Below are 26,510 nucleotides of genomic sequence, written 5' to 3'. Positions count from 1 at the left end.
GTGTCGTACCCGTCGGGGAGGCGGCGTACGAAGTCGTCGGCGAGGGCCGTGCGGGCCGCTTCACGGATCCGGCCGGGGGAGGGGGAGGGCGGCCGGGAGAGCGGCGATCACGACGACGGCCAGCAGCGCCTCGCCCCGCAGACGCCCGCGGCCACGCCCCGATGGGTCAGGGGCCGCGAGAACCGGCGCTGTCGGCGCGGCAGGTGGTCACCACTCGCCGCTGCCCACCAGGTAGGCGATGCCCGCGAGGACCGCGAAAGTCAGCGCGGGGATCGCCAGCCCCTTCGCGACCGAGGTCAGGGTGTGCGTGCCGCTCGCAGCCCCTCTCGTGTAGTGCTTCCGCCGTGCGTCCAGGTCGTGCCGGGCGAACGCGCCGGCGACCAGCGCCACCGCACCGGTGATCAGACACACGATGAGCGGTGTGAGCGCTCCGTACTCGCGGAGGTCGTCCTCGATGTTGCCGTTCACCCCTGCGTCGGCCCGCGCCACGACGGCCACCACTCCTCTCTGGACGGTCATGACGAGCATGGCGAGCGCCGTGACGGCGAGGGCGAGGGCGGCACCGGCGAGGGCGGGAGCGCGCCGGGACGAGGTTGTCGGGTCCGTCTGCTTCCGGTCTCCAGTGGCCCTGGGCGGCTTCTCGGGCTTGGGCGGGGGCGGGGTGCGCGGGGGCTCGACGACCACCGTGCGCCGTTTGTCCTCCACTCGGGGCTTCGGCGGTGGGGAGTCGTGCGGGACGTCCGGTTCGGTCTGCGTGGGACCGTCCTCGGCGGCCGGGGCCACCTCCGCCTCGACGTGGATCACCGACTCGTCGGCCACGCCCCTCAGCACGAGGTCCCCGGAGAGGTGCCCCGTCGCAGCCGTGTCGACGTGGACCTCCAGACCGCTGCGAGTCGGATCCACCCTCAGCCACGCCTGGTTGGGCTGGACCAGGCAGTGCCGGGCCAGCGGTGGACCGTGCAGGGTGACGGACCGCCCGGGAGGGGTCGAGCCCCTCGGCAGCCTGCCGAAGTCCAGGTGGTGCGGGGACGGTGCCAGGCGGATCCTGCCCAAGGCGCCGGCCGCCAGATCGGCGAGCGGCTGGACTTCGTTGTGGGCGACCTCCCCCAGGTGCTGACGCGCCCCTTCCGCCACGGCCAGTTCGGGGCGCTGCAGCCGATTGCACAACTCCGTGACGGCGCCCTGCCGGGTGAGGAAGTCGTCGCTGTCCAGGGCCGCCCGCAGGGGGGACGGCGAGGGAACGGCGACGATCTTGATGCCGCCGCGCCGGCTGTGTGCCAGATGCAGCTCCCCCTGCAGCTCCGCCGCCTTCTTGGGCGTCTGGTGGGGGTTCTGCTCCCGTACGTGCCGGTAGACGTACTCGTACAGGTCGTCGAGGGAGACGTTGCCGTCCGCGTCGAGGTCGGCCTCGCCCGTCTCCAGGCCCTCGACCACCGCGTGCGTGAACACCGAAGGCCGCGGAGCGGAGTTCTCGGCGAGTTCGGTGCCCTCGAAGGAGTACTCCATGGAGTCGGACGCGGTGATGACGGCCCAGCCCCGCCCGCTGACCGGCTCGTCCTTCGCGAACGACTCGAGGACGTTGACCTCTCCGGAAGCGCGCACGGAGGCCGAACCCCGGGAGAAGGCTCCGCCGTAGCAGCAGTCGAGGAACAGGACGCTGCGGCCCGCCCGGGTGGCGGACATGCAGCCGCGGACGAACTGGGAGGCGACAGCGGTCGCGGCCAGCAGCGGCGGCTCGGTGTCGCTGGCGGCGAAGTACAGTTCGCCGGACTCGCTCTTGAGGCCGTGGCAGGAGAAGTGCAGCAGGAGGGTGTCGGCGCGGCGGCGGTCGTTGAAGAAGCCCTGGATGCGTCTGCGCATGAGGTCGGCCGAGGCGTTGTGCACGACCTCCACCTCGAAGTCGCCGATCTGCGGGTCGTGCAGCACGCGCTCGAGAGCCGCGGCGTCCTGGGCGGGCGCCCTGAGCTTCTTGAGTCCCTGGTCGGCGTACCGGTCGTTGGCGATGATCAGTGCGTGTCTGGAGTCCGTCATGGCTGGGCTCCGGCTCCGGAGTGGCGCTCGACGAAGATCCTGAACGCTTCGGCGACCTGGTCGTCGGTCGCCTCGGACACCTCCAGGACGTCGTCTCCCACCCGCAGGTGCAGGGACGGGTGGCTGTCATGGCGACGGCCCATCCACGACCGGATCACCGTCATCACCTGGTTGAGGGCGGTCGCCGAGCTGCCCAGGGTCACCAGCAGGGCACCGATCTGGGTGACGTCCACGGCCCGCGCTCCGGGCGGGGCCTCGCCGCCGGGGAGCGTGGTGACGTCGTCCACGTCGAGGTCGAGCAGTTCCTCGCGCAGACAGCCGGTCAGCTCCGCGACGCGTTCGGCTTCCGCGTCTTCTTCGGTGAGGAGGATGTGCAGTTCGTTCTCCACCAGGTCACCCCTTGGATCGTGCTCGTCGGGGCGGCGTGGAGTCGGAGTGTCGGTGGGCTCCACGTCATCGTTTCCAGTTTCCGCCGCTCCGAGCAGGGTGACAAGCAGTCCGGAACGAAATGAAATTGACGGCTCAACCGTGCGGTTACTCATTCAACTTGCGACGGACACAAGGTCGCGAACAGGCCCTACGTCAGCCGGCGCACATGCAGCACCTGCTCGTCGCAGCGCACGATCTCCAGTTCCCGGTCCGGGCGGGCGCCCCCGAAGGTGAGCGCGAGGTGACGGTCCGACACGAGCCGCCAGTGGCCGGGTACGGCGTCGGGCGCGTCGCCGCGGCCCAGCGGGTGGTCGACGAGGGTGCCGTCGGAGGCGAACTCCATGCCGCGGCGGCCGCGAGCGGGCGGGAAGGGGAAGTCGTCCGGCCGGTAGACCCGCACGTCGTCGTGGTCCTCCTCGTAGGAGTGCGACCACGAGCGGAAAAGGCCCGGCGGGGGCTCTCGCATGACCCGGCCCCCTCGCTCGTTCGACGCCGTCCTGCCGCCACTACCGAGATTATGACTGTTGAGCAGAAATTGTCGCTCTCATTCCAACATGACTAGAATTATCAGTGTATGGGTCCGGAGGGAACGGGCAACCGACCGCTCCGCCCGACGTCGCCCGGCCCTCGCGACGCGTTTCAGACGCGCAGTTCCGCAGCCGCGTGCGCGGCACATTTCGCTCCCCTCGAAGGGCACGCCATGTCCGATGCGCAGGCATTCCTTCGCGCCACCTCGCCCGACTACAGCCGCTGGTGCGGCGCCATGGAGGTGCACCGCAGACTCCTCACCCTGAATCCGGAGTACGCCGAGAACCGGGCCCTGATCGAGAACACCGCGTTCGCCTACGAGTCGATGGATCAGGTCACCGCCCGGCAGGGCCTGATCGACATCCCGGTCGTCGTGCACGTCGTCCACAGCCACCCCGAACAGAACGTGAGCGACGCCCAGATCCACAGTCAGATCGACGTGCTCAACCAGGATTTCCACGCGCGCAATCCGGACGTGAGCAAGGTGCCCGCGGTCTGGCAGGACCTGGTGGCGGACGCACGCCTGCAGTTCCACCTCGCCCGGACCGATCCGCTGGGCCGCCCCACGGACGGCATCACGCGCACCGAGAGCGCGGTCGACGACTGGGGCACCGACGACCTGGTCAAGTTCAGCCTGAGCGGGGGCCAGGACGCCTGGCCCGCGGACATCTACCTGAACCTGTGGGTCTGCCGACTGCGCCGCGGGCTGCTGGGCTACGCCCAGTTCCCGGGCGGCGCCGCCTCCACGGACGGCGTGGTCATCACCCATACCGCCCTCGGCACCACCGGCACCGCGACGGCCCCCTTCGACGGTGGCCGCACGGCCGTGCACGAGATCGGGCACTGGCTGAACCTGCGGCACATCTGGGGCGACGACGACGAGGGGTGCAGTGGCAGCGATTTCGTGGCGGACACCCCCAATCAGGCCGGGGCGAACGCCGGTTCCCCCACCTTCCCCCATGTGACGTGCGGCAACGGACCGGACGGCGACATGTTCATGAACTACATGGACTACACCGACGACGCCGCGATGTTCATGTTCACCAAGGGGCAGTCGGCCCGTATGGACGCCACGCTCGACAACGCCCGGCTGCCCCTCAGCCGTCAGGCCGTCGCGGTGTGACGACGACCTGACGGGAGCGGGCACGGCCGACAGCCCTGGGGGGTGCCGGCGGCACCCCGGGCGGCGACCAGTTCGGCCTCGACGAGGTCGGCCGCGCGCCGCGTGCCACCCTCCTGGGCCGCCTGCGCCTGGAGTTCCTTCAGACGCAGGGCCACCTCCGGGTCGCCGGCCAGGGCGAGGCCTGCCGCCCGCAGGGTGTTGCCGGAGGCCTCCTCGGTGGTCAGACAGCGGGCGACGCCGAGACCCTGGAGCGTCTGCGCGTTGCCGAACTGGTCCGCCGCCTGCGGTACGGCGATCATCGGCGTGGCGGTGACCAGGCCTTCCTGGCTGCCGCCCATGCCCGCGTGCGTGACGAACAGGTCGGCCTGCTTCAGGATCGCCAGCTGCGGCACCCAGGAGTGCACCTCGACGTCGGCCGGGACGTCCGCGAACTCGGCCGGGTCGACGTGTTTGCCGACCGAGAGCACCAGGTGCCAGCCCGGCAGGTCGCCGAACGCCTCGACACACTCCCGGTAGAAGCCGGGCTGCTTGGTGAAGGCGGACCCGAGGGAGACGAGCACGACCTTCTCGGCGTCGGCCGGCCGCTGCCAGCCGCCCTCGGCGGCGCGGTCGCCCTGACAGGCTCCGACGAAGGAGTACACGCGCTGGTCGACACGGTCCGCGTTGGGCTGGAGCGCCTTGGGGAGCAGGACGATCGAACGGTCGGGCCGGCCTCCGAAGTCGTCGGGATGGCGGTCGATCCCGTTCTCCTCCAGCCAGGCCTGGAAGCGGGCGTAGTAGGCGCGGCCCCGTTCGGTCTTCTTCGGCTCCTCCCACATGGGCCGGGCGACCTCCTCCTCGTACCCCTCCCAGGCGACCATGGCCGGCGAGAGGGAGACCGCGGGGACGCCCCAGCGGTGGGCGAGCACGCGGCCCGGGTAGGAGGCGATGTCGTGCAGGACGAGGTCCGGCTCGTCGCCCTCGTAGGCCTCGATCAGCTGCGGGAGGGCCTGGATCGCGTCGTCGAGGAACGGCTCCACGTTGTCCAGCAGGGTGCTCCCCCACGCCTCCGGGTCGTCGTCGGGCGAGGGCAGGGTGGAGTTCCAGGGCTTCACCTCGGCGCCGGTGTCCGCGACCTTGTCCGCGAAGACCGGCGGGATCGCGTAGGTCACCCGGTGGCCGCGCGCCACGAGCTCGCGGATCACTTCCAGACTCGGGTTCACGTGACCGTGGGCGGCGATGGAGAACATGGCGATGTGGGCGCGACTGGTCATGAGCCCGACCGTACGCGAGACGAGACGTCTCGTGCAAGCAGTTTGGTTCAACGGGCGTGGGTTCCACGGGCGTGGGGTCAACGGGTGTGGTTCCCCGGGCCGGTCAGGGCTCCAGGGCCCGCTGCGCACCCGTACGGCGTGCGCGCGGCCCGGGAGGTGACCGGCGATGCGGATCGCGTCGATGCCCACGAGCGGCACGCCAGGTGAGTGCGGCGGCAGCGCACAACGGGTTCTTCACCCGGGCCGCACGACGGAGCAGCGGCTGCGCCGCCCACCGGTCACACGCCGTCACGAGTGCGCCGCGGGCGCACAGGACGGCCATCGACGCGCAGGGCCCCGGGCCCGGGCCCAGGTCGTCGTCGCGACATGCCCGACGTCCGGTTCCCGGGCAGCAGCGCCGCGGGGAGCAGACCGAGGGCCGTGATCGCCGCCAGGGCGAGCAGGGTGGGACCGGCGGAGGCGGCGGCGCCCACGCTCGTCGCGACGGCGATGCCGAGGGTCGGGCCGATGTTCGTCGCCGTCTGCTTGAGCCCGCCGACGGCTCCGGCGTACTCGGGCGGTGCGTCGCCGACGACCGTCCCGGTGGCGGTGACCATGACGGCGGCGAACCCGGCACCGATCAGGGCGAAGAAGGCACCCGCAGGCCCCACCGCGTCACTCGCGGACAACCGTGCGAGGCCCGCGACACCGAGCACGACCAGGAGCGTTCCGGTGACAGCGGTCGGTCGCGGGCCCCATCGGCCCAGGGCGGCGCTCGCCAGTGGCGATCCGAGCACCATCAGCACCGTGAGCGGCAGGACCCGGAGTCCGGTGGCGAGGGGATCCAGACCCAGGACGCCCTGAAGGAGGAAGGTGGCGGTGAACAGGCTGCCGAACAGACCCGCGGTGGTGAGCAGGAGCAGCGTCATGGAGGCCGTCACCGGAACCGACCGTGTCACGGCCGACGGCACGATGGGGTGGGCGGCCCGGCGCTGGCTCACGACGAGCGCGGCCGCCAGGGCCGCCGCACCGGACAGTTCGAGCAGTGCGGGTGCGGCGGTCCAGCCGTGCGCCGGGACGCCCGCCAGGGCGTGGACGAAGAGCGCGAGGGTGCCCGCCAGCAGCACCGCGCCGGTGAGGTCGAGTGGCTGCGGGGCCGGTCGCTCAGGAGCGGGAAGGCGGACCGCGAGAGCGAGCAGCACCGCGGCGAGTACGACCGGGACGTTGAGCCAGAACACGGCCCGCCATCCGAAGTGCGCCACGAGGACTCCCCCGAGCACCGGCCCGCTCCCCGCCGCCACCGCGATGGCTCCGGTCCGCACGGCGACCGCCCGGCGGAGCTCCCGGTCCGGGTACACCGACCGCAGCACCGCGAGCGTCGCCGGCTGGAGCAGGGCGCCGAACAGGCCCTGGACCACACGCAGGGCGATCACCCAGCCGACCGAGGGCGCCAGGGCGATCCCGGCCGAGGCGGCGCCGAAGCCGAGCAGACCGGTGCGCAGCAGCCGCAGGTGCCCGTACCGGTCCCCCAGCCGGCCCGCGAGGACGAGCAGGGCAGCCACCGCTACGAGGTAGCCGGTACTGGTCCACTGGACCTGTGCGGGGCCGGCGGCGAGTGCGCGCTGCAGGCCGGGCTGGGCCACCAGCAGGACGGTGCCGTCCAGCGCGACGATCATCGCCCCGGCCGCGCTGACGAGGAGCGGGGCGCAGCGCCGCAGCCGGCCGGTCATGAAGCGGCCGGGCCGAGATGAGCGTCCAGCGCCGCCTCGATGATCCGGTCGGGGCTGTCGGCGGGCTCCGCGCCCGGACTGCCGCCGACAGCGAGTTGGAGGCTGCCCCAGGACCACAGTTGGGCGATGCCGTGCAGATTCGCCCACAGCGCGGCCGCGGTGAGGGCAGCCGAGGACTCCGCGGCCTCTCCCCTGCACCGGGCGACGAGCTCGACGACCCGCTGGAACATCGGCAGCGTCGCCTCCCGCAGCCGGGGTCCGGCCGGCGCCTCGCTCTGCCCGGCGCTGTCGAGCAGGTCATGACGGAACATCAACTCGAACATGCCACGCCGCTCCCGCGCATAGTCGACGTACACCCGCGTCAGCGCAGCCAACTGGGCACGTGGCGAGGCGGTTTCGGACGCGGCCGCGACGGACCGCGCGCCCAGTTCCTCGAAGCCCCGGCGGGCGATGGCGGACAGCAGCGCCCGGTGCGTCGGGAAGTACCGACGCGGCGCGCCGTGCGACACACCCGCCCGGCGGGCGATCTCCCGCAGCCCGACCGAACCGCTGCCCTCGGACAGCACCAACTCCACCCCGGCATCGACCAGCCGCTCCCGCAGCGTCCCCTCGGCATCCATGTGACAGTGTCTACCAGGAGGCCGTAGACACTGTCTACGGCCTTGATCGCGGCGGTGGCCGGGGGCGGTACTCAGCGCTGGTAGCGCGCCAGCACCAGATTGCCGTCCCGCTCCAGGCGGTCCCGCAGCTCACGTATGCCGATCGCTCCGCTGTAGTACTCCTGGAACGCGGGGGTGGCGACCTTGTCCTTCCACTCCGGGTAGCCGCGGACGGACTGGGCCGGTGCCGGTCTCAGGTGCTCCGCGAGGGCCGTGCCGGTGTTCCAGCCGTCCTTCGCCCGGTGCAGGGCGGGGTCCTGCAGGGCCTGCCTGCCGGTGGGCAGCATCCAGTCGCCGAGGGCGAGGCGGACCATGTTCCGTGGCCTGAGGAAGAAGTCGAGGAACTCCGCGGCCTCCTTCTTGTGCGGGCAGTCCTCGGCGATGGAGAGCGTCTGCGGGCTGACGCCCTGGGTGAGGCCGCCGGCCCCCGCCGGGGCGGGCAGCACCTGCCATTCGAAGCCCTTCGGGGCCTGCTGGACGATCTGCTGACGGTAGGAGAAGCCGAGCGGGACCATCGCGTACCGGCCCGCGAAGAAGCCGGGCAGCGTGTCGGAACCGCCGCTGCCCAAGGTGGTCGGTGAGGCGCTGCGGTCGGTGTTCGCCTGGGCGTGCACCGTGCGCGGCACCACCTGGTCGGCCGCTTCGAACCGCACCGTCACCTTGCCGTCCGGCCCTCGGTGGAAGAACTGCCCGCCCGCCGACAGCGAGAGGTTGAGCGTCGCGGACACGGGTTCCTTCAGCGGCCAGGCGACGCCGTACTTCCCCCCGCCGCCGAGGCGCGCGGTGATCCGGCGGAACTCGCCCCAGCTCCAGGGCTTCTCGGGGGTCGGGATCCGTACACCTGACTCGCGCAGCCACGTCGCGTTGGCGATGAGCACGCGCGGTTCCTGGAGGAACGGCACGCCGTAGACGCCGTCCCCGAAGGTCGTGGTCTCCCAACTGCGGTGCGGGATGTCCGACTTCAGCCTCGCGGGCAGCAGGCCGGTCAGATCGGCGAGGTAGCCGCCGTAGGCGAAGTCCGCGAGGTCGTCGGAGGCGTCGTGGATGATGTCGGGAGCCTCGCCGCCCTCGAAGGCGGTGAGAAGCTGGTCGTGGACGCTGTCCCAGGTGCCCTGGACGTACTCGACGCGGACGTCCGGATGGGTGGCGTTCCACTCCCTCACCAGCTGCTCGTTGGCCTCGACGGACTCCTCCTGCCAGGCCAGGGACTGGAAGCGCAGGGTGATCCGTCCGTCGTCGCGGGTGCCGCCCGAGGAACAGCCGGCGAGGAGCAGCAGCAGGGCCAGGGCCAGCAGGCGAGTACGCATCAGCTCTTCACCGCCCCGGTGAGCATGCCGCCCGTGATCCGCCGCTGGATGATCGCGAAGACGGCCAGGGACGGCAAGGTCGCGAGGAACGCCGCCGCCGCGAGCGGGCCGAGGTCGGCGACGCCCTCGGCGCCGATGAAGTGGGTGAGGACCACGGGGAGCGTCTGTTTCTCCGGTGTCTTGAGGAGCACCAGCGCGAAGAAGAACTCGTTCCACGCGGTGATGAACGCGAACAGTCCGGTCGCCACGATGCCCGGCGCGAGCAGCGGCGCGGTCACCGACACCAGCGTCCGCACCCGGCCCGCCCCGTCGACCGCCGCTGCCTCCTCCAGTTCGGGCGGCACGGCCCGTACGTACCCGGCGAGCATCCACAGCGCGAAGGGCAGCGCCCACACCACGTACACCAGCACCAGCCCCGGCACGGAGTTGATCAGACGGAGGTTCTTCAGCACCAGGAACAGCGGGATGATCAGCAGGACGAAGGGGAAGGCCTGGCTGACCACCACCCAGCCCGTGACCGCCTTCGCGAGCCGGGTGCGGCGCCGGGCGACGACGTACGCCATCGGCGTCGCGACGAGGACGGCGACGACGGCCGCCGTGAGCGCGGCGAGCAGCGAGTTGAGGGCGGCGTGCAGCAGCGGCTGTTCGTCGAAGGCCTGCCGGAAGTTGCCGAGGGTCGGGTCCCTCGGGATCCAGGTGGGGTGCAGACTGCCCAGCTCGCGCGGTGGCTTGAACGCGGTGGAGACCAGCCAGAGGAACGGGAAGGCCAGGAAGACGAGGTAGGCGAGCAGCGCGGCGTACTGGCCGACGCGGGCCGGGCGGCCGGTCCTCACGCGTCGTCACCTCCCCGGATGCGGCCGGCGAGGAAGACGGCCAGGGCGATGGAGATCACGGCCACCATGACGCAGCCCATTGCCGCCGCGTAGCCGAACTGGCCGTAGCGGAAGGCCTCTTCGTAGGCGAAGAGCATGGGCAGGCGGGTCCTGCCGCCGGGACCGCCGTTGGTCAGCACGTAGACCAGGGCGAAGGAGTTGAAGTTCCAGATCAGGTTGAGCGCCGTGATGGCCAGGGCGATGGGCTTGAGGGCGGGCCAGGTGACCGTGCGGAAACGGCGCCAGGCGCCCGCGCCGTCGACCGCCGCCGCCTCGTGCAGTTCGCGCGGGGTGTTCTGCAGCCCGGCGAGGAGCGCCACCGTCGTCTGGGGCATGCCCGCCCAGACGCCGACGAGGATCACGGCGGGCAGCGCGGTCGCCAGTCCGCTGAGCCAGTCCCGGCCGCTGCCCAGCCCGAGGTCGCGCAGGGTCTCGTTGAGGATGCCCGCGTCCGGGTTGTAGACGAGCCGCCACATGATGCCGACGACGACCTCGGGCATGGCCCAGGGGATGATCGCCAGGGCCCGGGCCAGCCAGCGCAGCCGCAGGTCCTGGTTGAGCAGCAGGGCGAGGCCGAGCGCCAGCAGGAACTGCGGCACGGTCACACCGACCGCCCACACGAGCCCGACCCGGAACGACTCCCAGAACAGGGTGTCGTGGAGCAGGTCCCGGAAGTTGAGGGCGCCGATCCAGCGGGTGGGCTGAACGCGGCCCGACTGTGCGTCGGTGAAGGCCAGCAGGATGCCGTACAGCAGCGGGCCGACGCTGAGGACGAGGATCGGGATCAGGGCGGGCAGCACCAGGAACCAGGCACCGTGGCCGGCCGCGGGCCGGGGCCGGTCCCCGCCGGGTTGGCGGCCGGCCCGCCACCTCGACGACATGGGCGGCGAGGACGGCGGAGGGGGCGAGGGGGACGCTGCCTCGGTCACCGGTGTCACGGAATCAGCCCCTTCGCGCGGCTCGGCCGGCCTGGTCATGCTCGTGGAGGCCATATGCCTCGTCAAGGCACCGCGTACGCCGTCCGACCTGTGCCGATGCGACACTGACCGGTGGATGGCCGGAACCCGGCGGTCGAGGCGTGGACGACGGAGGCGGACGATGGACGAGGCACGGGCGCGGGACGTACTGGACGCGGCAGGGGTGCTGCCCGGTGCGGCCGGGTCGGCGCGGCTGCTCGCTCTGGGCGAGAACGCGGTGTTCGCCGCCGGTGACCTGGTCGTCAAGGTCGGCCGGGACGCCGAACTCCTCGACCGGGCGCGCCGCGAACTGGACGTCGCGGCATGGCTCGCCGAGGCGGGTGTGCCGGCGGTGCGGGCGGCCGAGCCGAAGGCGCTGCTGGTCGACGGGCATCCGGTGACGGTGTGGCACCGGCTGCCGGACGCGGTGCGGCCCGCCGAGCCGCGGGACTTGGCCGAACTGCTGCGGGTCGTGCACGCCGTGCCTCTTCCTCCCTTCGACCTCCCGCCCCGCGATCTGCTGGGCGGTGTGGAGCGGTGGCTGCGGCTCGCCGGGGAGGCGATCGATCCGGCGGACGCGGCGTATCTGCGCGAGCGGCGCGACGGGTTCGCCGATCGGGCCGCCGCGCTCACACCGCATCTGCCGCCGGGGCCGATCCACGGGGACGCCCTGCCGCGCAATGTGCACGTCGGACCCGACGGGCCCGTGCTGGTGGACCTGGAGACGGTCTCCGCGGACCTGCGGGAGCACGATCTGGTGGTGATGGCGCTGTCGCACGACCGGTACGGGATGCCGGACGAGGCGTACGCGTCGTTCACGCGGGCCTACGGCTGGGACGTGCGCGGCTGGGAGGGCTGTGGTGTGCTGCGCGGCGCCCGGGAGACGGCCAGTTGTGCGTGGGTCGCGCAGCACGCGCCGGGCAACCCCAAGGCGCTGGCCGAGTTCGGGCGGCGGGTGAGGTCCCTCAGGGACGGGGACGAGACGGTGCGGTGGTATCCGTTCTGACCGCCGGCACCCTGCCGCCGCCCGGCGCCTGACCCTTGACCGCCCGCCCGCCGTCTCAGACCGGCTCGTCGGCCGACTCGCGCAGGGGCCAGGTCCCGTCGACCGAGGCGGTGGGGTCTCCCTTGCCGCGCAAGAAGCTCTGGAAGTCCGCCGCCCACTCGGCGTACCACTCGATCTGGCGGTGGTGCAGCGCCGCCGGGCCGAGCATGGCGATCTTGGGGTGTCGGTCGGCTATCGCCCCGGCGAGGCGGGCCGCCGCCAGGGCGTCGGCCATGGCGTCGTGGGCGGTGTCGAGGACGACGCCGTACTCGGCGCAGACCGCTTCGAGGTTGCGTTTGCCGCGGCGGTAGCGGTCGACCCGGCGGTCGATGGTGTACGGGTCGATGACCGGGGCCGGGTCCACGCCGCCCAGGCGGTCCCGCAGGGACGGCAGCCCGTGGCGCCGCAACTCCGCGGCGAGCAGGGTGAGGTCGAAGGCCGCGTTGTAGGCGACGACCGGCACGCCCGTCTTCCAGTAGGAGGTGAGGACGTCGGCGAGGGCGTCCGCGACCTGGTCGGCCGGTCTGCCCTCGGCCGCCGCCCGCTCGTTGCTGATGCCGTGCACCGCCACCGCGTCCTCGGGGATCGGCACTCCCGGGTCGGCCAGCCACTCGCGGCGCCCGATCGGCTCCGTGCCCCTGACCTCGATCACGGCCCCCGTGACGATGCGCGCCTCGCGCGGATCCGTGCCCGTCGTCTCCAGGTCGAAGCCGACCAGCAGCTCCCGGTGCCAGCCCATGGGCGGTCCCCCTTCTTGTGGTGCGTTCCCCCAGTGGTCACCACCTTCGCACGCACCACTGACAATCAGAGGATCGCGTTCCGCTCATGCCCGGGCTCGGGCCGGAGAATCACCCCGGTCCGGGGCGCAGTTCATGACACCGGCCGTGAATCCGCCCACATCACCTCGAACTCCTCGCGGTACGTGGGGAAGAGGCCACTTTCATCCGTCTCGCCCGACTTGACCACCTTGCTGCCGTTGCGCAGGACGAACACCGGTGCCTCCATGCCCCGGGTGCGGCGCAGATAGTTCTGCACGACCGCGATGCCGTCCGCGCCGTCGCCGTCCACCAGGTACGCCGTGAAGCGGGGCGTCTCGTCGAAGACCTGGATCTCGAAGGCGCCCGGGTCGCGCAGCCGGGCGCGCACCCGGCGCATGTGCAGGATGTTCATCTCGACGGCCCGGCTGAGTTCACCGCGCTTGATGCCCAGTTCGCGCTCGCGGCGCTTGACCGCGCTGGAGGCCGGGTTGAGGAACAGCAGCCTGACCCGGCAGCCGGACTCGGCGAGCCGTACCAGGCGCCGCCCGGAGAAGTTCTGCACCAGCAGGTTGAGGCCGATACCGATGGCGTCGAGACGGCGGGCGCCGCCGAAGATGTCCTCGGCCGGGAACTGCCGCATCAGCCGCACCCGGTCCGGGTGCACGGCGACGACGTCGGCGTACCGGTCGCCGACCAGGTCCTCGACCGCGTCGATGGGCAGCCGGCGCGCCGAGGGCACGTCACCGCCCGCTCCGAGCATCTCCAGCAGCCGCGCCGAGGCCCGCTCGGCCTGGTTGAGCACGGCTTCCGACAGGGCCCGGTTGCGGGAGACGACGTTGCGGGTGACCTCCAGCTCGTCCAGGGCCAGCTCGACGTCCCGGCGGTCGTCGAAGTACGGCTCGAAGCAGGGCCAGTGCTGCACCATCAGCTCGCGCAGCTGGGGCAGGGTGAGGAAGGAGAGGACGTTGTCGTCGGCCGGGTCGAGCAGATAGCCCTTGCGGCGGCTGACCTCGCGGACGGCCACCGCGCGCTGCACCCACTCCTGACCGGCCGGTCCGGCGGCGGCCACCACCCAGTCCTCGCCGTGGACGGGTTCGTAGACGGGCCGCAGCACGGCGGCGACGACCGCGCGCAGCCGCTGTTCGACGAGGTTCAGCCAGATGTAGGCCCGGCCGGCCCGCTGGGCGCGGGTGCGCACCTCGCGCCAGGCGTCGGCGCCCCAGTCCAGTTCCGGGCCGATCGAGCCCGACGCGTCCATCGGCCGTGCCAGGGACACGGCTCCGGCCGGGACGTCTGTGGAGTTCCCCTCGTGACCCTCGTCACCAGGGGGCAACTCCAGCCCTCCCGAGCCCACCCGCGCACCGCCTTCCGCTCCCCCGAGCACTCCCCTTGCCAACGATCAAGGAAGGGTACTCCGGGAGCGGTCGGCGGTGCAGCCGGATGGGCAGGGTCGTTCTCAACCCCGGGGCCGCCAGTGCCCGTTCTGCCAGCCGAGCTCGGCCGGAGTGAGCGGATTCATGGCGGTGACGTCGCGCGGGACGATGGAGAACCCCTGCCAGTGGACGGGCATGGGCTGCTGGTCCTCGTCCCGGGCTATGTGGTGGAAGCCGATGTTCGTCCAGACGACGGGGTGGGTCAGGGCCTGGCCGTTCACCCACTTGTCGACGGACTTCCCGGCGCCCGCCCCGCAGTTGCCGGGGTTGTTGCTGGCGAACAGTTCGCACTTGTTGTACTGCGTGACGTACACGTCGTGCTTGGTGTAGCTGCGGCCCGGGTACTTGGTGGTGGGTCCGGGGACGATCTCGTAGGAGCGCGCGTGTCCGTCCTTGTTCTTGCCGGTCGCGCTGACCACGCGCCACCAGCGGTAGCTCTTGCTGTCCCCGGCCAGTTCCTTGGCGACCTTGGTGCGGGTGGTCTTGGTGGTGGGCGCGCGCTGGCCCCGGGTGGGCGCGGTGACGGTGGAGTCGTACTGCTCGACGGTGTTCTTCGTGGAGCCGTCGAGCGCGAAGTCGAGCCGCCAGAAGGCGTTGTGGCTGTGGCTGGTGGCCTTGGCGGCACTCGCGCCCTTGCCGATCGGCCAGCCGCGGCCGTCGCCGGCGTCGTAGTCGTCCCAGGACAGGCTGCCGGTGGCGCCGACGTTCATGGTGATCGTGCCGTCGTCCTGGAAGCGCCACTCGGTCATGTACTCGTACCAGCCGACCTGGTTGACCGTGTAGACGAGGAGGTCCTTGCCCTCGGCCTGGAAGACCTTGTTCGCGGTGTCGCCCTGCATGCGGTAGGCGTGGCCGCGGGAGCGGGTGGTGGTGCACAGGCCCTTGACGTTCGGGTCCTCGTTCCAGGAGTCCGGGACCTTGACGGTCTTGATGGTGCCGCCGGGGCACTCGCCCGGCGCGAGGTTCATCAGGCCCTGCGCGAAGTCGAAGCCGGTGAGGTCGTCGTACTCGACCTTGCCGTCGTCGTAGGGGACGTGGATCTGGCCGAGGCGGGCGCTGTTGAGGACCTTGATCGGTTTGGGTTCGCCCTTGGGCTGGTACGAGATGTTCTCCAGGACGAGGCCGGCCTTGCCGTCGTAGCGCCAGCACATCCGCCAGGTGGTGCCGGAGGAGAGCTTCTGCTCGACGCGGTAGGCGGCGCTGCAGTCGGCCGCGGGCGGCGCGGCGGGGGCGGCCTTCGGCTGGGCGGCGGCCGCCTCGGACCGGGCGGTGGCCGGGCCCGCGCCGGCCGTGGCGCCCGCGGCCAGCGCGGCCACGGTCAGGCCCACGGCCGCGCGGGTGCGGGCCTTGGTGTTGCTGTTCACGCGCATGACGAGATGACTCCCTGACGAGGAGGAGCGAGGTGGACGGTGAGTGAAGCGGGCGGGTCAGCGGCCGAGCCGGGCGACCTTGCGGGCGCTCAGGTCGATCACCAGCGACCTGGCGTCGACCCACGGACCGTTCTTGACCTTCGGGAAGAGCCGGACGCAGCGGTGCTCTCCGCACGTGTCGAGCACGGCGGGCTGGGCGCCCGGCGCGGCCCGGTAGACGGCTCCGCCGAGCTGGAGCTGGTCCGGGGAGGTGAGCGCCCTGCCGGTGGCGTCCTGGTAGTCGGCCTTCAGGCCCGAGCCCAGCGGGTCGGCGATCAGGAGGGCCGCCGCCTCGGCCTTCTCGGCGCGGCTCAGCGGCGGCTGGACGCCGTGCTGGGTGCCGGTGTGCACCACCTTGCCGGTGCCGAGGTCGACGGTCCGGGTGACGAGGGTGTCGTCCCGGTAGTCGTAGAACGTCACGTCGGCGCGGCGGGGCGCGTCCGGCCTGCCGGCCTCGTCGGCCTCCGGTTCGGCGAGGTCGACGGTGAGGCGCTCGGGACCGCGTTCCCCGTCGACGCTCTCGCCGCTGCGGAACAGCTCCCGGCTGAGGGCGATCTTCTCGACCCGCTGCAGCTCGTCGTCGGTCAGCGGATCACGGCCCTCGCCCTGCTGCCCTTCGGCAGGGGGCGCCTCGACGACACCCGGTGTCACGGCCCGGCCGCCCGCCCCCGCGGCGCCCGTCCCCGTGGCACCCGCCCCCGCGGCTCCGGCCTCCTGCGGGACGGACCGTCCCGCCCGGGTGGTCCCGCTGTCGTCCGCCCCCGCCGTGCCCGGCAGGGTCACCGCCACCATCACGGCGGTCCCGGCCACCGCGATGGCGGTACCGGCCACCATCTTGCCCAGGTGGCGGTGCACTATGTTGCGCACGTCTTCCCCCTACTCCCCCAAGCCCCGGGAGTATGTGATTGCCCCATCGGTTCGGCATACCGCGTATGCACTGGTCACTCGGTAAGAGGGAGATAAGTCATAGGAGGTTCCCTCACTTTCGGGGAGACTCGGGACCAAGGCGTCCCCACCGGCGCCGCACACCTGAAAGAGTCGTATCCATGCAGGTCTGGCCTGGCGAGGCGTATCCACTCGGTGCCACGTACGACGGCGCCGGTACCAACTTCGCGGTCTTCTCGGAGGCCGCGGACCGAGTAGAGCTGTGTCTGCTGCACGACGACGGCTCGGAGACGGCGATCGAGCTCCGGGAGAGCGACGCCTTCGTGCGGCACGCGTACGTGCCCGGCATCATGCCGGGGCAGCGGTACGGGTTCCGGGTGCACGGCCCGTACGCCCCGGAGCGCGGGCTGCGCTGCAACTCCGCGAAACTGCTGCTCGACCCGTACGCGCGTGCGATCAGCGGCTCGATCGACTGGGGCGAGGAGGTCTACGGCTACCACTTCGACGATCCCGACCGGCGCAACGATCTCGACTCCGCGCCGCACACGATGACGTCGGTCGTGGTCAACCCCTACTTCGACTGGGGCGACGACCGGCGCCCGCGCACCGAGTACCACCACACGGTGATCTACGAGGCCCACGTCAAGGGCCTCACCATGCGCCACCCCGGCCTCCCGGAGGAGCTGCGGGGCACCTACGCGGCCCTCGCGCACCCGGCGACCATCGAGCACCTCACCGAGCTCGGGGTCACGGCCCTGGAGCTGATGCCCGTGCACCAGTTCGTGAACGATCACCGGCTGGTCGACATGGGCCTGAACAACTACTGGGGCTACAACACCATCGGCTTCTTCGCCCCGCACAACGCCTACGCGTCCTGGGGCGACCGGGGCCAGCAGGTGCTGGAGTTCAAGTCGGCGGTGAAGGCGCTGCACGAGGCCGGGATCGAGGTGATCCTCGACGTGGTCTACAACCACACCGCGGAGGGCAACCACCTGGGCCCGACCCTGTCCTTCAAGGGCCTGGACAACTCTCGCTACTACCGGCTGACCGACGACCCCCGCTACTACATGGACACGACAGGGACGGGAAACTCCCTGCTCATGCGGTCCCCGCACGTGCTCCAGCTGATCATGGACTCCCTGCGGTACTGGGTCACCGACATGCACGTCGACGGGTTCCGCTTCGACCTGGCGGCGACGCTGGCCCGGCAGTTCCACGAGGTGGACCGGCTGTCGTCGTTCTTCGACCTGGTGCAGCAGGACCCGGTGGTCTCGCAGGTGAAGCTGATCGCCGAGCCGTGGGACGTGGGCGAGGGCGGCTACCAGGTGGGGAACTTCCCGCCGCTGTGGACCGAGTGGAACGGCAAGTACCGGGACACCGTGCGCGACCTGTGGCGGGGCGAGCAGCGCACGCTCGCGGAGTTCGCCTCGCGGCTGACCGGCTCGTCCGACCTGTACCAGGACGACGGGCGCCGCCCGCTGGCCTCGATCAACTTCGTGACCTGCCACGACGGCTTCCCCCTGCACGACCTGGTGGCCTACAACGACAAGCACAACGAGGCCAACGGCGAGGACAACCGGGACGGCGAGAGCCACAACCGGTCCTGGAACTGCGGGGCCGAGGGCGAGACCGACGACCCGGACGTGCTGCGGCTGCGGGAGCGGCAGATGCGGAACTTCATCGCGACGCTGATGCTGTCCCAGGGCGTGCCCATGATCAGCCACGGCGACGAGTTCGCCCGCACCCAGGGTGGCAACAACAACGCCTACTGCCAGGACAACGAGATCTCCTGGGTGGAATGGCCGGAGCGCGACCAGGCCGACGAGGACGCCGAGAGTGCCGGGGACGCCGAGGGCGGTGCGAGCACCGAGCTGCTGGCCTTCACCCGCGCGATGGTGTGGCTGCGCCGCAACCACCCGGTCTTCCGCCGGCGGCGCTTCTTCCACGGACGGCCCGTGGAGGGCACCCACGACGACCTGTCCGACATCGCCTGGTTCACCCCGGACGGCCGGGAGATGACCCAGCGGGACTGGGACTCGGCGCAGGCGTCGGCGCTGACGGTGTTCCTCAACGGCAACGCGATCTCCGAGCCCGGGGCGCGCGGGGAGCGCATCACCGACGACTCGTTCCTGCTGATGTTCAACGCCTCCCCGAAGCCGCTGGAGTTCGTCGTCCCGGTCAACCACGGGCGGCAGTGGGAGGTCGTGGTCGACACCGCGCTCGCCGCCGGTGTGCCCTCGGACACCGGCGCCAAGGTGCAGGCCGGGGACCGGCTGACCCTGACGGACCGGAGCATGACCGTGCTCCAGCGGCCCGTGTGACCGCCCGGCGTGTGCGCGTCGCCCGGAAAGCCACTCGTCCGGGCGACGCGCGGGGCACCTGCCGCGGGGGATGACACGAACGGCGGCAGGGCGGGTACGTACGTCTCCATGACACCTGAGCGACTTGACCCGGTGGTGCCCACGGCCACGTACCGGCTGCAGCTGCAGCCCGAGTTCCCCTTCGGAGCAGCCGCGGCCGTCGTACCGTACCTGGCCTCGCTCGGCGTCTCGCACCTGCACCTGTCCCCCGTCCTGGAGGCGGTGCCGGGCTCGACGCACGGCTACGACGTCGTCGACCACACGCGCGTGCGCGGGGAACTGGGCGGCGAGGAGGGGCTGCGGGCGCTGGCGCGCACCGCGCGCGAGCACGGGCTCGGCCTGGTGGTGGACATCGTCCCGAACCACATGGCCATGGCCCCGCGCCACAACCGCGCCCTGTGGGAGGTGCTGCGCGAGGGGCCGAAGTCGCCGTACGCGCGCTGGTTCGACATCGACTGGGAGGCGCAGGACGGGCAGGTGCTGCTTCCGGTCCTCGGCGGGCCGCTGGGCGAGGTGCTCGACGAGCTGCGCGTCGACGGTGACGTGCTGCGCTACTACGACCACGTCCTGCCGCTGCGCGAGGGCACCGAGGACCTGCCGCTGCCGCATCTGCTGGACGCCCAGTGGTACCGCCCGGTGTGGTGGCGGCTGGCCCGGACCGAGCTCAACTACCGGCGGTTCTTCAGCATCTCGGAGCTCATCGGGGTGCGGGTGGAGGACCCGGAGGTGTTCGAGGCCACCCACGACAAGATCCTCGGGCTGCTGCACGAGGGCGTGATCGACGGGCTGCGCATCGACCACCCCGACGGGCTCGCCGACCCCGACGGCTACCTCCGGCGGCTGCACGAGGCGACCGGGGGCCGCTGGACGGTCGTGGAGAAGATCCTCGCCGACGGCGAGCGGCTGCCGGCGTCCTGGCCCGTCGCGGGGACCACCGGCTACGACGCGCTGCGGCACGTGGACGGGGTGTTCACGGACCCCGCCGGGTTCGGGGACCTGCTGGGGCGCTACCGGCGTTTCGCGGCCCCGCAGACGGACCGGGGCGGGCAGTGGGAGGCGACGGTGCGCAGGGCGGCGTACAAGGTCCTCACGCACGAGCTGGCGACCGAGACGGACCGGCTCACCCGGGTGGCGAGCCGGCTGTGCGCGACCTCCCCCGAGCCTGCCCTGCGCGACCGCGCCCCCTGGGCGCTGCGCACCGCGCTCCAGGAGCTCCTGGTCCGCATGGAGGTCTACCGGCCCTACGCGTCCTGCGACGCGGCGGCCGTGGTCACCGAGGAGGCCGCCGCCGAGGCCCGGCACGCCTTCGCCGTGCCCGAGGAGGCCGGTGCGGTGGACGTGGTGCGGGACCTGGTGCTGGGACGGTACGGCGACGAGCCGGCCCAGCTGGAGTTCCGGACACGGTTCGCGCAGACCTCCTCGGCGCTGCGGGCCAAGTCCGTGGAGGACACGGCGTTCTACCGGTACGTGCCGCTGCTGTCGGCGACCGAGGTGGGCGGGAATCCGGGTGCTCCCGCACTGTCGCCGGAGGAGTTCCACGCGTACTGCGCGCGGGTGCAGCGCGACTGGCCCCTCACGGGGACGGTGGCCACGACGCACGACACCAAGCGCAGCGCGGATGTCCGGGCGGCGCTGCACGTGCTCACCGAGTGCCCCGACCGCTTCGCGGACGTGCTCGCGGAGGTGACCCGTGACGGGGAGGGCGTGCCGGACGCGCAGCTGGCGTGGGCGGCCTGGCAGACCGTGTTCGGGCTGGGGCCGGCCCAGGATGCGCTGGAGCGGGTGCAGGGGGCGCTGCTGAAGCACGTGCGGGAGGCGGGCCTGTACACGAGCTGGACCGAGCAGGAGCCGCCGTACGAGGAGGCGGTGGAGCGGTTCGTGGCGGCCGGGCCGTGCGGGGCGCCGGGCGAGCGGATCGCCGCGTTCCGGGAGTCGCTGGCGCCGTACGTCCGGGCCAACGTGCTGGGCACGGCCCTGGTGCAGCTGACGATGCCGGGCGTCCCGGACGTCTACCAGGGCACGGAGGCCGAGTACCGGGCGCTGGTCGACCCGGACAACCGGCGGGCGGTGGACTTCCCGCCCGCGGAGTCCGGCGGCACCTCCGGGGAGAAGGCGGCGGTGACGAAGGCGGCGCTGGGGCTGCGGGCGCGGCGGCCCGGCGCCTTCGGTGACACGGCCACGTACATGGCGCTGCCGGCGGAGGGACCGGCGGCCGCGCACTGCCTGGCCTTCGTCCGCTCCGGCGAGGTGCTGACGGCGGTGACCCGCCTGTCCCTGCGGCTCGCGGAGGCCGGCGGCTGGCGGGACACACGACTGCCGCTGCCGCCGGGCCGCTGGGCCGCCGTGCTGCAGCCGGAGCGCGAGTTCTCGGGACACGCGCGCGTGGAGGAGTTGTTCGAGGGGCTGCCGGTGGCGCTGCTGGAACGGGTGGGCGACTGAGGTCAGGCGACCGCGGGGCCGTCCTGCGGGCAGTCCTCGTGGACGGGCAGCCGGGCTCGCGGGCGCGGCCAGGACGTCCGCAGCAGGTCGACGAACCTCTCCGCCGCGCCGGTCGGCGCCAGGCGCGAGAAGACCGTCAGGGTGCGCCTCCAGGCGGGGTCGGGAGTGAGGACGACGCAGCCCCCGCCGACGGCGTCGCGGACGAGGTGGGCGGGCGCGGCGCAGACGCCCACCCCGGCGGCGGCCATCCGCACCGCCGTGGAGGTGTGCTCGGTGAACACGGCGGTGTGCGGGGTGAAGCCCGCGCGGCCGCACGCCCAGTCGAGGAATCGCTCTCCGTGGACGACGGGCTCCATGGCGCAGCGCACCCAGGGGCGGTCGGCCAGCTCCGGCAGCGTGACCGTCGTCCGGCCCGCGAAGCGGTCGTCGAAGGGCACCACGAGGACGATCTCCTCCTGGCCGACCGGTAGGACGGGGCCCGCCGGGTCGGCCGGTGCAGGGCCGACGGCGAGATCGGCGGTGCCGCGCAGGATCTGTTCCTCCAGCGCCTCGGAAGTGGCGTACTCGTGGAGGTGCAGCAGTACGCGGGGGTGAGCGGCGCGCCAGCGGGCGAAGACGTCGGGGAGGACGCCGACCGCGACGGAGTGGACGGCGGCGATGTGGAGTTCGCCGCCCTCGGCACCGGCCGCGGCGCGGGCCGCGCGGCGGGCCTGTGCCGCGCTGCGCACGGCGAGTTCGGCGTGCGGCCGGAAGGCGCGCCCCATCGGTGTCAGGCGCACTCCCCGCGGCAGGCGCTCCAGGAGGGCTCCGCCCACGGACCGTTCGAGCGCTTTGACCTGGTGGGAGAGCGCGGGTTGCGAGACGTGCAGGAGCTCCGCCGCGCGCGTGAAGGACGCCTCCTCGACGACCGTCAGGAAGTACTCCATCTGGCGCAGGCTCACGGCCCCTCCCCCATAAACGCCCTGCATCGATCCCACAAGAACATTGCCTTGGACGCATGGCAAGGGCCGGGCGGAGGCTGGGGCCATGGACTCACCGGACGTCATCGTCATCGGCGGCGGCACGGGCGGCTACAGCACCGCCCTGCGCGCCGCGGCCCTCGGCCTGGAGGTCGTGCTCGTGGAGCGGGACAAGGTCGGCGGGACCTGCCTGCACCGCGGCTGCATCCCCAGCAAGGCGATGCTGCACGCGGCCGAACTCGTCGACGGCATCGCCGAGGCGCGCGAACGCTGGGGCGTGAAGGCGACCCTGGACGCGGTCGACTGGTCCGCCCTGGTGGCCACGCGCGACGACATCGTGGCCCGCAACCACCAGGGCGTTCAGGCACATTTGGCACACGCGGGGGTGCGGGTGATCGCGGGGAACGCACGCCTCACCGGCCCGCGCTCGGTGCGGGTGACGGGCCCGGGCACGCCGGGCGGCCACGCGGGCCTGCGCGGCGAACCCGGTGTCCACGAGCTCTCCGCGCGCCGCGGACTGGTTCTGGCCACCGGCTCACGGCCGCGCACGCTCCCCGGGCTCGAGCCGGACGGGCGGCGCGTGGTCACGAGCGACGACGCCCTCTTCGCCCCCGGGCTCCCGGCGTCCGTGCTGGTGCTCGGGGGTGGCGCGATCGGCGTGGAGTACGCGTCGTTCCACCGCTCCCTGGGCGCCGAGGTCACCCTGGTCGAGGCGGCCGACAGGATCGTGCCGCTGGAGGACGCGGAGGTGAGCCGGCATCTGACCCGGGGTCTGAAGAACCGTGGCATCGACGTCCGGGCCGGCGCCCGCCTGCTGGACGCCGAGGTCCTCACCGACGGGGTGCGGGCACGCGTGCGCACCGCCCGGGGCGAGACCGTCACGGTGGACGCCGAGCGGCTGCTGGTGGCGGTCGGGCGGGCCCCGGTCACCGACGGCCTGGACGTGGCCGCCGCGGGCCTCGCCACGGACGCCCGCGGGTTCGTCGTACCGGCCGACTGGGACCGGCTGGAGACGGCCGTGCCCGGTGTCCACGTGGTGGGCGACCTGCTGCCCCCGCCGTCCCTCGGGCTGGCCCACGCGTCGTTCGCGGAAGGCCTGCTGGTGGCCGAGACGCTGGCGGGGCTGCCGTCCGCGCCCGTGGACTACGCGGCCGTGCCCCGGGTCACGTACTCGTCGCCGCAGACGGCGGCCGTCGGCCTGAGCGAGGCCGAGGCACGCGCGCGGGGGTACGAGGTGGAGACCGGCTCGATGCCCCTGACGGCCGTGGCGAAGGGCATGGTGCACGGGCAGGGCGGGACGGTGAAGGTCGTCACCGAGGCCGGCGGGCGGGTGCTCGGCGTGCACCTGGTGGGTCCGCACGTGTCGGAGACGATCGCCGAGAGCCAGCTGGTCGTCGGCTGGGACGCCGAGCCGTCCGACGTGGCCCGGCACATCCACCCGCACCCGACCCTGTCCGAGGCGGTCGGCGAGGTGTTCCTCACCCTGGCGGGGCGGGGGCTGCACCAGCAGTAGGCGGCGGGCCGTGCTTTCGGGCGCCCCCGGGAGACGACCCTGTCGCGCCCTTGACACCGCACCATGGCCGTGGGGTACTGCGATGGCGAACTCGGGCGGATGTGACGGGGGTGAGTGTCCTGCCGGAGCTGCGCTACCCGACGGTGACCGAACAGGTCTCAGCCGCCCGGGCGTTGACCGTTCAGCGCCCCGGCGTGTGCACCCTGCGGCAGGTGGGTGTCTCACGCGCGGGCAGGCCTCTGCACCTGCTGTCCGTGGGCCGCGCCCGCCGTGCCGTACTGGTGGTCGCCGGCGCCCACGCCAACGAGCCGACCGGCTCCTGCACCCTGCTCGCGGTGGCCCGGCGGGTCCTGGAGCAGCGGGAGTTGCGCGACGGCGTCTCCTGGCACTTCCTGCTGTGCGCGGACCCCGACGGGGCGAGCCTGCACGTGACGCCGGCGCCGCGCAGCCTCTTCGACTACCACCTCGGGTTCTTCCGCCCCGCGGGCCCGGAACAGCCCGAGTGGGCGCCGTCCCTGCTGCCGCCGGACCGGCTGCCGCCCGAGACCCGGGCCCTGACGGGCGTCATCGACGAGCTGCGCCCCTACCTTCAGGTCACCCTGCACGGCACGGACCTGGGCGGCAGCTGGGTGCAGCTGACGAGGGACGTGCCCGGGCTGGCGGAGCCGTTCGCGAAGTCGGCGGCCGAGCTGCACATCCCGGTGGAGACCGGCGCCTCCGACGCCGCCGGCTGGCCCGCGTCCGGGCCGGGCGTCCACGTCATGCCGGCCCCGGGGATCGGGCCGGCGTACCCGAGCCTGCCGGACGACGCGCGGCACAGCACCTGGTACCACGCCCACCGGTACGGCGGACTGACCGCGGTGGTCGAAGTGCCGATGTGGGCGAGCGATCTGGTGGACGACCCTGCTCCGCACCCGGCTCCGGCGGCGGCGATCGGTCTGCTGGCCCGCCGGCTGCAGCGGGACGCGCTGGAGGTGACGCGTGTGCTCGACCATGCGCTGCCCCGGCTGGCGGACGTGGACGACCCGTTGCTGCGGGCCGCCCGGTGGGGTCTCGAACTGGTGCCGGGGCTGGCCTCCGACCTGCTGCACACCCCGCCCGCCGACCTCACCCGGGCGTACGTCGGCAGCGTGGACGCCTTCGCACGCCGTGTGCCGCTGCGGGCGGCGGCCATGCTGCTGCGCGTGCTGCGCGGGGCCGACGACGAGGCGGCGAAGCAGCTCGAGGGGCTCGTCTCGAGTTGGAGCGACGCCTTCGCGGAACGCTTCCGCGCCCGCTGGGTGCCCTTGGAGCACCAGGTGGAGCACCAGTCCCGCACGGTCGTCGCGGCGGCGCTGCACGCGCGCGAGAGGGCGTAGCGGCACTCGGGCACACGGTCGATCGGCTGCCGGCTCAGTCCCGCTGCACCGGCACCGGCTCGCCCGGCCCCGGGCACGCGCGCGCGTGCCGTCCGGCCAGTTCGAACGTGGCGAGCACCACGCGGGCCTGGTACTCCGCCTGCCGGGCCACCGGTATCCAGCGCGCCCCGCAGCCGTCGCGGTACTCGGCGCACCACTGCTCGATCAGCAGGTCCAGCTCCGGCAGCACCCCGGCCGGGTCACGGCCGGCGGCCCGGACGAGCTGGTGCAGCAGTCCCGCGGTGCGCAGCGCGAGCCGCCGCCCGGAGATGCGCAGGGCGACCAGGTGGGCCGTGCTCAGGGGCGGGAGGGGGTGGGCCGGTCCGTCGCCGGTGTCGGGGTCCCAGGCGTCGGCGAGGCCTGGGCAGACCAGGAGGTAGTCGTCGACCGGGGCGAGCAGGCGGGCCGCGTCGGGCACGGTGGCCAGGTGCGGCCGGATCCTGGCCAGGAGCTGCCGCAGGAGCCCCGTGTCGTGGCGCAGGGTGCGGCTGACGGTCCGGAGCACGGCGTCCCGGTCCGTGGGCGGGGAGCCGTCCGCCACGGCCGTCACGCCCCACATGGGGGCCTCCACGACAGCGGTGACGGTGCCGTGCCGGTACGGGTGGAACCACGTGGACTCGACGGCGGCCTCCGTGATGGCCGCGACCAGATCGGCCCGGCGCGGCGGCGGGATCCGGTAGACGGCGGGTCCGAGGCCGGGCCAGTACAGGGCGTCGTACGCGCCGAGTTCGCGCGGTATGCCGAGCCGTGCGGCGATGTGGGCCAGGCGCCGGTCGAGGCCCGGCAGGTCGTGGGTGAGCTCGACGAAGCCGCCGCCGATGTCGACGCCGTGCAGGGAGCACTGGAGGAAGGGGCGCAGTTCGTCCTGGAGGTCGAGCAGGGCGCGGGTCTCCGGCAGGGCGGCGCCCGCCGCGCCGTCGGGCAGCCACTCGGGCTGCTCCAGGAAGCCGGGCCGGAAGAAGTTCCGGATGTAGTTGCCGAGCGTGTAGGGGCCGGGCAGCCAGCCCTCGTTGCGGCGCGACCCGTCCGGGTCGAGGCACAGCAGCAGGTTCCAGGTGGCGTCGGCGCCCTCGGTGAGCCGCGGGTCGGCCAGGGCCCGCTCGGCCAGTCGCAGCACGGTGGCGCCGCCCACCGGTTCGTTGGCGTGGGGACCGGCCACGACCAGCGCGTGACGGCTGCCGTGCCCCACGGAGAGCAGCCACATGGGGGTGCCCGCGCGGGAGGTGCCGACCCGGCGGAGCCGGGCGTCACGGGGGTGGCGGGCGACGAGGGTGGCGGCCCGGGCACCCAGTTCGTCGACGGTCGGGTAGCGCAGCAGGGGCGGCAGGGCACACCTCCCCAATGCGGTGCCGTCGGTTCACCAGGTGTAGATGGTGTACGCACAGTGAGTCACGACTTCGGGGACACGTCAACACCGTGGACGGCAACCGGATTTCGGCCAAGGT

20 protein-coding genes and 1 pseudogene are annotated in these 26,510 nt (G+C 72.8%); 6 read left to right on the top strand and 15 right to left on the bottom strand.

The window, feature by feature from the left end; translation table 11 throughout:
* Window positions 1-207: 207 nt before the first annotated feature.
* From ACFCXS_RS28960 to ACFCXS_RS28950, 3 genes are all read right to left on the bottom strand, one after another.
* Window positions 208-2,031 carry a caspase domain-containing protein gene (locus ACFCXS_RS28960; RefSeq protein WP_376646274.1) on the bottom strand — a complete coding sequence of 608 codons (1,824 nt, stop codon included), beginning with the start codon at window positions 2,029-2,031 and terminating at the stop codon, window positions 208-210.
* Window positions 2,028-2,483, bottom strand: a complete 456-nt coding sequence (locus ACFCXS_RS28955; protein WP_376646273.1) for a hypothetical protein — start codon at window positions 2,481-2,483, stop codon at window positions 2,028-2,030. Before ACFCXS_RS28955 ends, ACFCXS_RS28960 begins: the two co-directional genes overlap by 4 nt.
* Window positions 2,484-2,608: 125 nt before the next feature.
* Window positions 2,609-2,926, bottom strand: a complete 318-nt coding sequence (locus tag ACFCXS_RS28950) for a hypothetical protein (protein WP_376646272.1) — start codon at window positions 2,924-2,926, stop codon at window positions 2,609-2,611.
* A gap of 234 nt (window positions 2,927-3,160) precedes the next feature.
* Between ACFCXS_RS28950 and ACFCXS_RS28945 the strand changes: the two genes are divergently transcribed.
* Window positions 3,161-4,111: a zinc metalloprotease gene (locus ACFCXS_RS28945; protein ID WP_376646271.1), complete on the top strand. Its 951-nt coding sequence runs from the start codon at window positions 3,161-3,163 to the stop codon at window positions 4,109-4,111.
* Here ACFCXS_RS28945 and mgt read toward each other — a convergent pair.
* The 6 genes and pseudogenes from mgt to ACFCXS_RS28915 all read right to left on the bottom strand — a co-directional run bounded on the left by mgt (window position 4,093) and on the right by ACFCXS_RS28915 (window position 10,792).
* Window positions 4,093-5,401 (bottom strand): annotated as a pseudogene (gene mgt, locus ACFCXS_RS28940) (macrolide-inactivating glycosyltransferase). The gene ACFCXS_RS28945 and the pseudogene mgt overlap by 19 nt on opposite strands.
* Window positions 5,402-5,642: 241 nt before the next feature.
* Window positions 5,643-7,073, bottom strand: coding sequence for an MFS transporter (locus ACFCXS_RS28935; protein WP_376646270.1), 1,431 nt, complete (start codon window positions 7,071-7,073; stop codon window positions 5,643-5,645).
* Window positions 7,070-7,693, bottom strand: coding sequence for a TetR/AcrR family transcriptional regulator (locus tag ACFCXS_RS28930; protein ID WP_376646269.1), 624 nt, complete (start codon window positions 7,691-7,693; stop codon window positions 7,070-7,072). Before ACFCXS_RS28930 ends, ACFCXS_RS28935 begins: the two co-directional genes overlap by 4 nt.
* 71 nt (window positions 7,694-7,764) lie before the next feature.
* A complete protein-coding gene (locus ACFCXS_RS28925; protein WP_376646268.1) occupies window positions 7,765-9,039 on the bottom strand; it encodes an ABC transporter substrate-binding protein in 1,275 nt (424 codons plus the stop codon).
* Complete coding sequence (locus ACFCXS_RS28920; protein WP_376646267.1) at window positions 9,039-9,872, bottom strand: carbohydrate ABC transporter permease; 834 nt, start codon at window positions 9,870-9,872, stop codon at window positions 9,039-9,041. The genes ACFCXS_RS28925 and ACFCXS_RS28920 overlap by 1 nt, the downstream gene beginning before the upstream one ends.
* Complete coding sequence (locus ACFCXS_RS28915; protein ID WP_376646286.1) at window positions 9,869-10,792, bottom strand: carbohydrate ABC transporter permease; 924 nt, start codon at window positions 10,790-10,792, stop codon at window positions 9,869-9,871. Before ACFCXS_RS28915 ends, ACFCXS_RS28920 begins: the two co-directional genes overlap by 4 nt.
* A gap of 217 nt (window positions 10,793-11,009) precedes the next feature.
* On the opposite strand from ACFCXS_RS28915, the gene ACFCXS_RS28910 reads away from it, so the two are divergent.
* The gene (locus ACFCXS_RS28910; protein ID WP_376646266.1) at window positions 11,010-11,873 is read left to right on the top strand and encodes a phosphotransferase enzyme family protein; all 864 of its coding nucleotides are present in this window, start codon (window positions 11,010-11,012) and stop codon (window positions 11,871-11,873) included.
* 55 nt (window positions 11,874-11,928) lie between these two features.
* Here the strand turns inward: ACFCXS_RS28910 and ACFCXS_RS28905 are convergent, their stop codons facing one another.
* The 4 genes from ACFCXS_RS28905 to ACFCXS_RS28890 form a co-directional block, all read right to left on the bottom strand.
* Window positions 11,929-12,651 (bottom strand): 3'-5' exonuclease, encoded by a 723-nt coding sequence (locus tag ACFCXS_RS28905; RefSeq protein ID WP_376646265.1) that lies wholly within the window; start codon window positions 12,649-12,651, stop codon window positions 11,929-11,931.
* 131 nt (window positions 12,652-12,782) lie between these two features.
* The gene (locus tag ACFCXS_RS28900; RefSeq protein WP_376646285.1) at window positions 12,783-14,054 is read right to left on the bottom strand and encodes an SAV2148 family HEPN domain-containing protein; all 1,272 of its coding nucleotides are present in this window, start codon (window positions 14,052-14,054) and stop codon (window positions 12,783-12,785) included.
* 72 nt (window positions 14,055-14,126) lie between these two features.
* Window positions 14,127-15,473 (bottom strand): copper amine oxidase, encoded by a 1,347-nt coding sequence (locus ACFCXS_RS28895; RefSeq protein ID WP_376646264.1) that lies wholly within the window; start codon window positions 15,471-15,473, stop codon window positions 14,127-14,129.
* Between the two features lie 57 nt (window positions 15,474-15,530).
* Window positions 15,531-16,379: a Tat pathway signal sequence domain protein gene (locus tag ACFCXS_RS28890; protein ID WP_376646263.1), complete on the bottom strand. Its 849-nt coding sequence runs from the start codon at window positions 16,377-16,379 to the stop codon at window positions 15,531-15,533.
* Between the two features lie 179 nt (window positions 16,380-16,558).
* Here ACFCXS_RS28890 and glgX point away from each other — a divergent pair, with 179 nt between their 5' ends.
* Together glgX and treY are read left to right on the top strand one after the other, a co-directional pair.
* Window positions 16,559-18,718, top strand: a complete 2,160-nt coding sequence (gene glgX / locus ACFCXS_RS28885) for a glycogen debranching protein GlgX (protein WP_376646262.1) — start codon at window positions 16,559-16,561, stop codon at window positions 18,716-18,718.
* A gap of 108 nt (window positions 18,719-18,826) precedes the next feature.
* Window positions 18,827-21,196, top strand: a complete 2,370-nt coding sequence (gene treY, locus ACFCXS_RS28880) for a malto-oligosyltrehalose synthase (protein ID WP_376646261.1) — start codon at window positions 18,827-18,829, stop codon at window positions 21,194-21,196.
* Window positions 21,197-21,198: 2 nt separating this feature from the next.
* Here treY and ACFCXS_RS28875 read toward each other — a convergent pair whose 3' ends face one another.
* Entirely contained in the window at window positions 21,199-22,137 is a 939-nt protein-coding gene (locus tag ACFCXS_RS28875; RefSeq protein ID WP_376646260.1) for a LysR substrate-binding domain-containing protein, read from the bottom strand.
* Between the two features lie 85 nt (window positions 22,138-22,222).
* On the opposite strand from ACFCXS_RS28875, the gene lpdA reads away from it, so the two are divergent.
* Window positions 22,223-23,668 carry a dihydrolipoyl dehydrogenase gene (lpdA, locus tag ACFCXS_RS28870; protein WP_376646259.1) on the top strand — a complete coding sequence of 482 codons (1,446 nt, stop codon included), beginning with the start codon at window positions 22,223-22,225 and terminating at the stop codon, window positions 23,666-23,668.
* A 110-nt stretch (window positions 23,669-23,778) separates the two neighbouring features.
* Entirely contained in the window at window positions 23,779-25,026 is a 1,248-nt protein-coding gene (locus ACFCXS_RS28865; protein WP_376646258.1) for a M14 family zinc carboxypeptidase, read from the top strand.
* Window positions 25,027-25,060: 34 nt separating this feature from the next.
* On the opposite strand, the gene ACFCXS_RS28860 is transcribed toward ACFCXS_RS28865, so the two are convergent.
* On the bottom strand, window positions 25,061-26,407 hold the full coding sequence (locus tag ACFCXS_RS28860; protein ID WP_376646257.1) for a M14 family zinc carboxypeptidase: 1,347 nt from the start codon (window positions 26,405-26,407) through the stop codon (window positions 25,061-25,063).
* Window positions 26,408-26,510 lie beyond the last annotated feature (103 nt).

The sequence above is a fragment of the Streptomyces sp. NPDC056373 genome, assembly GCF_042262425.1.
Classification (GTDB): Bacteria; Actinomycetota; Actinomycetes; order Streptomycetales; family Streptomycetaceae; genus Streptomyces.
The sequence above is the reverse complement of the archived record's forward strand: the minus strand, read 5'-3'. Positions and strand labels throughout refer to the sequence as shown.

Coding starts and splice junctions, on each gene's coding strand:
- ACFCXS_RS28915 (WP_376646286.1), bottom strand. CDS start 10,792: ATGTCGTCGAGGTGGCGGGCCGGCCGCCAACCCGGCGGGGACCGGCCC.
- ACFCXS_RS28925 (WP_376646268.1), bottom strand. CDS start 9,039: ATGCGTACTCGCCTGCTGGCCCTGGCCCTGCTGCTGCTCCTCGCCGGC.
- glgX (WP_376646262.1), top strand. CDS start 16,559: ATGCAGGTCTGGCCTGGCGAGGCGTATCCACTCGGTGCCACGTACGAC.
- ACFCXS_RS28930 (WP_376646269.1), bottom strand. CDS start 7,693: ATGGATGCCGAGGGGACGCTGCGGGAGCGGCTGGTCGATGCCGGGGTG.
- ACFCXS_RS28945 (WP_376646271.1), top strand. CDS start 3,161: ATGTCCGATGCGCAGGCATTCCTTCGCGCCACCTCGCCCGACTACAGC.
- lpdA (WP_376646259.1), top strand. CDS start 22,223: ATGGACTCACCGGACGTCATCGTCATCGGCGGCGGCACGGGCGGCTAC.
- ACFCXS_RS28895 (WP_376646264.1), bottom strand. CDS start 15,473: ATGCGCGTGAACAGCAACACCAAGGCCCGCACCCGCGCGGCCGTGGGC.
- ACFCXS_RS28950 (WP_376646272.1), bottom strand. CDS start 2,926: ATGCGAGAGCCCCCGCCGGGCCTTTTCCGCTCGTGGTCGCACTCCTAC.
- treY (WP_376646261.1), top strand. CDS start 18,827: ATGACACCTGAGCGACTTGACCCGGTGGTGCCCACGGCCACGTACCGG.
- ACFCXS_RS28910 (WP_376646266.1), top strand. CDS start 11,010: ATGGACGAGGCACGGGCGCGGGACGTACTGGACGCGGCAGGGGTGCTG.
- ACFCXS_RS28905 (WP_376646265.1), bottom strand. CDS start 12,651: ATGGGCTGGCACCGGGAGCTGCTGGTCGGCTTCGACCTGGAGACGACG.
- ACFCXS_RS28935 (WP_376646270.1), bottom strand. CDS start 7,073: ATGACCGGCCGGCTGCGGCGCTGCGCCCCGCTCCTCGTCAGCGCGGCC.
- ACFCXS_RS28960 (WP_376646274.1), bottom strand. CDS start 2,031: ATGACGGACTCCAGACACGCACTGATCATCGCCAACGACCGGTACGCC.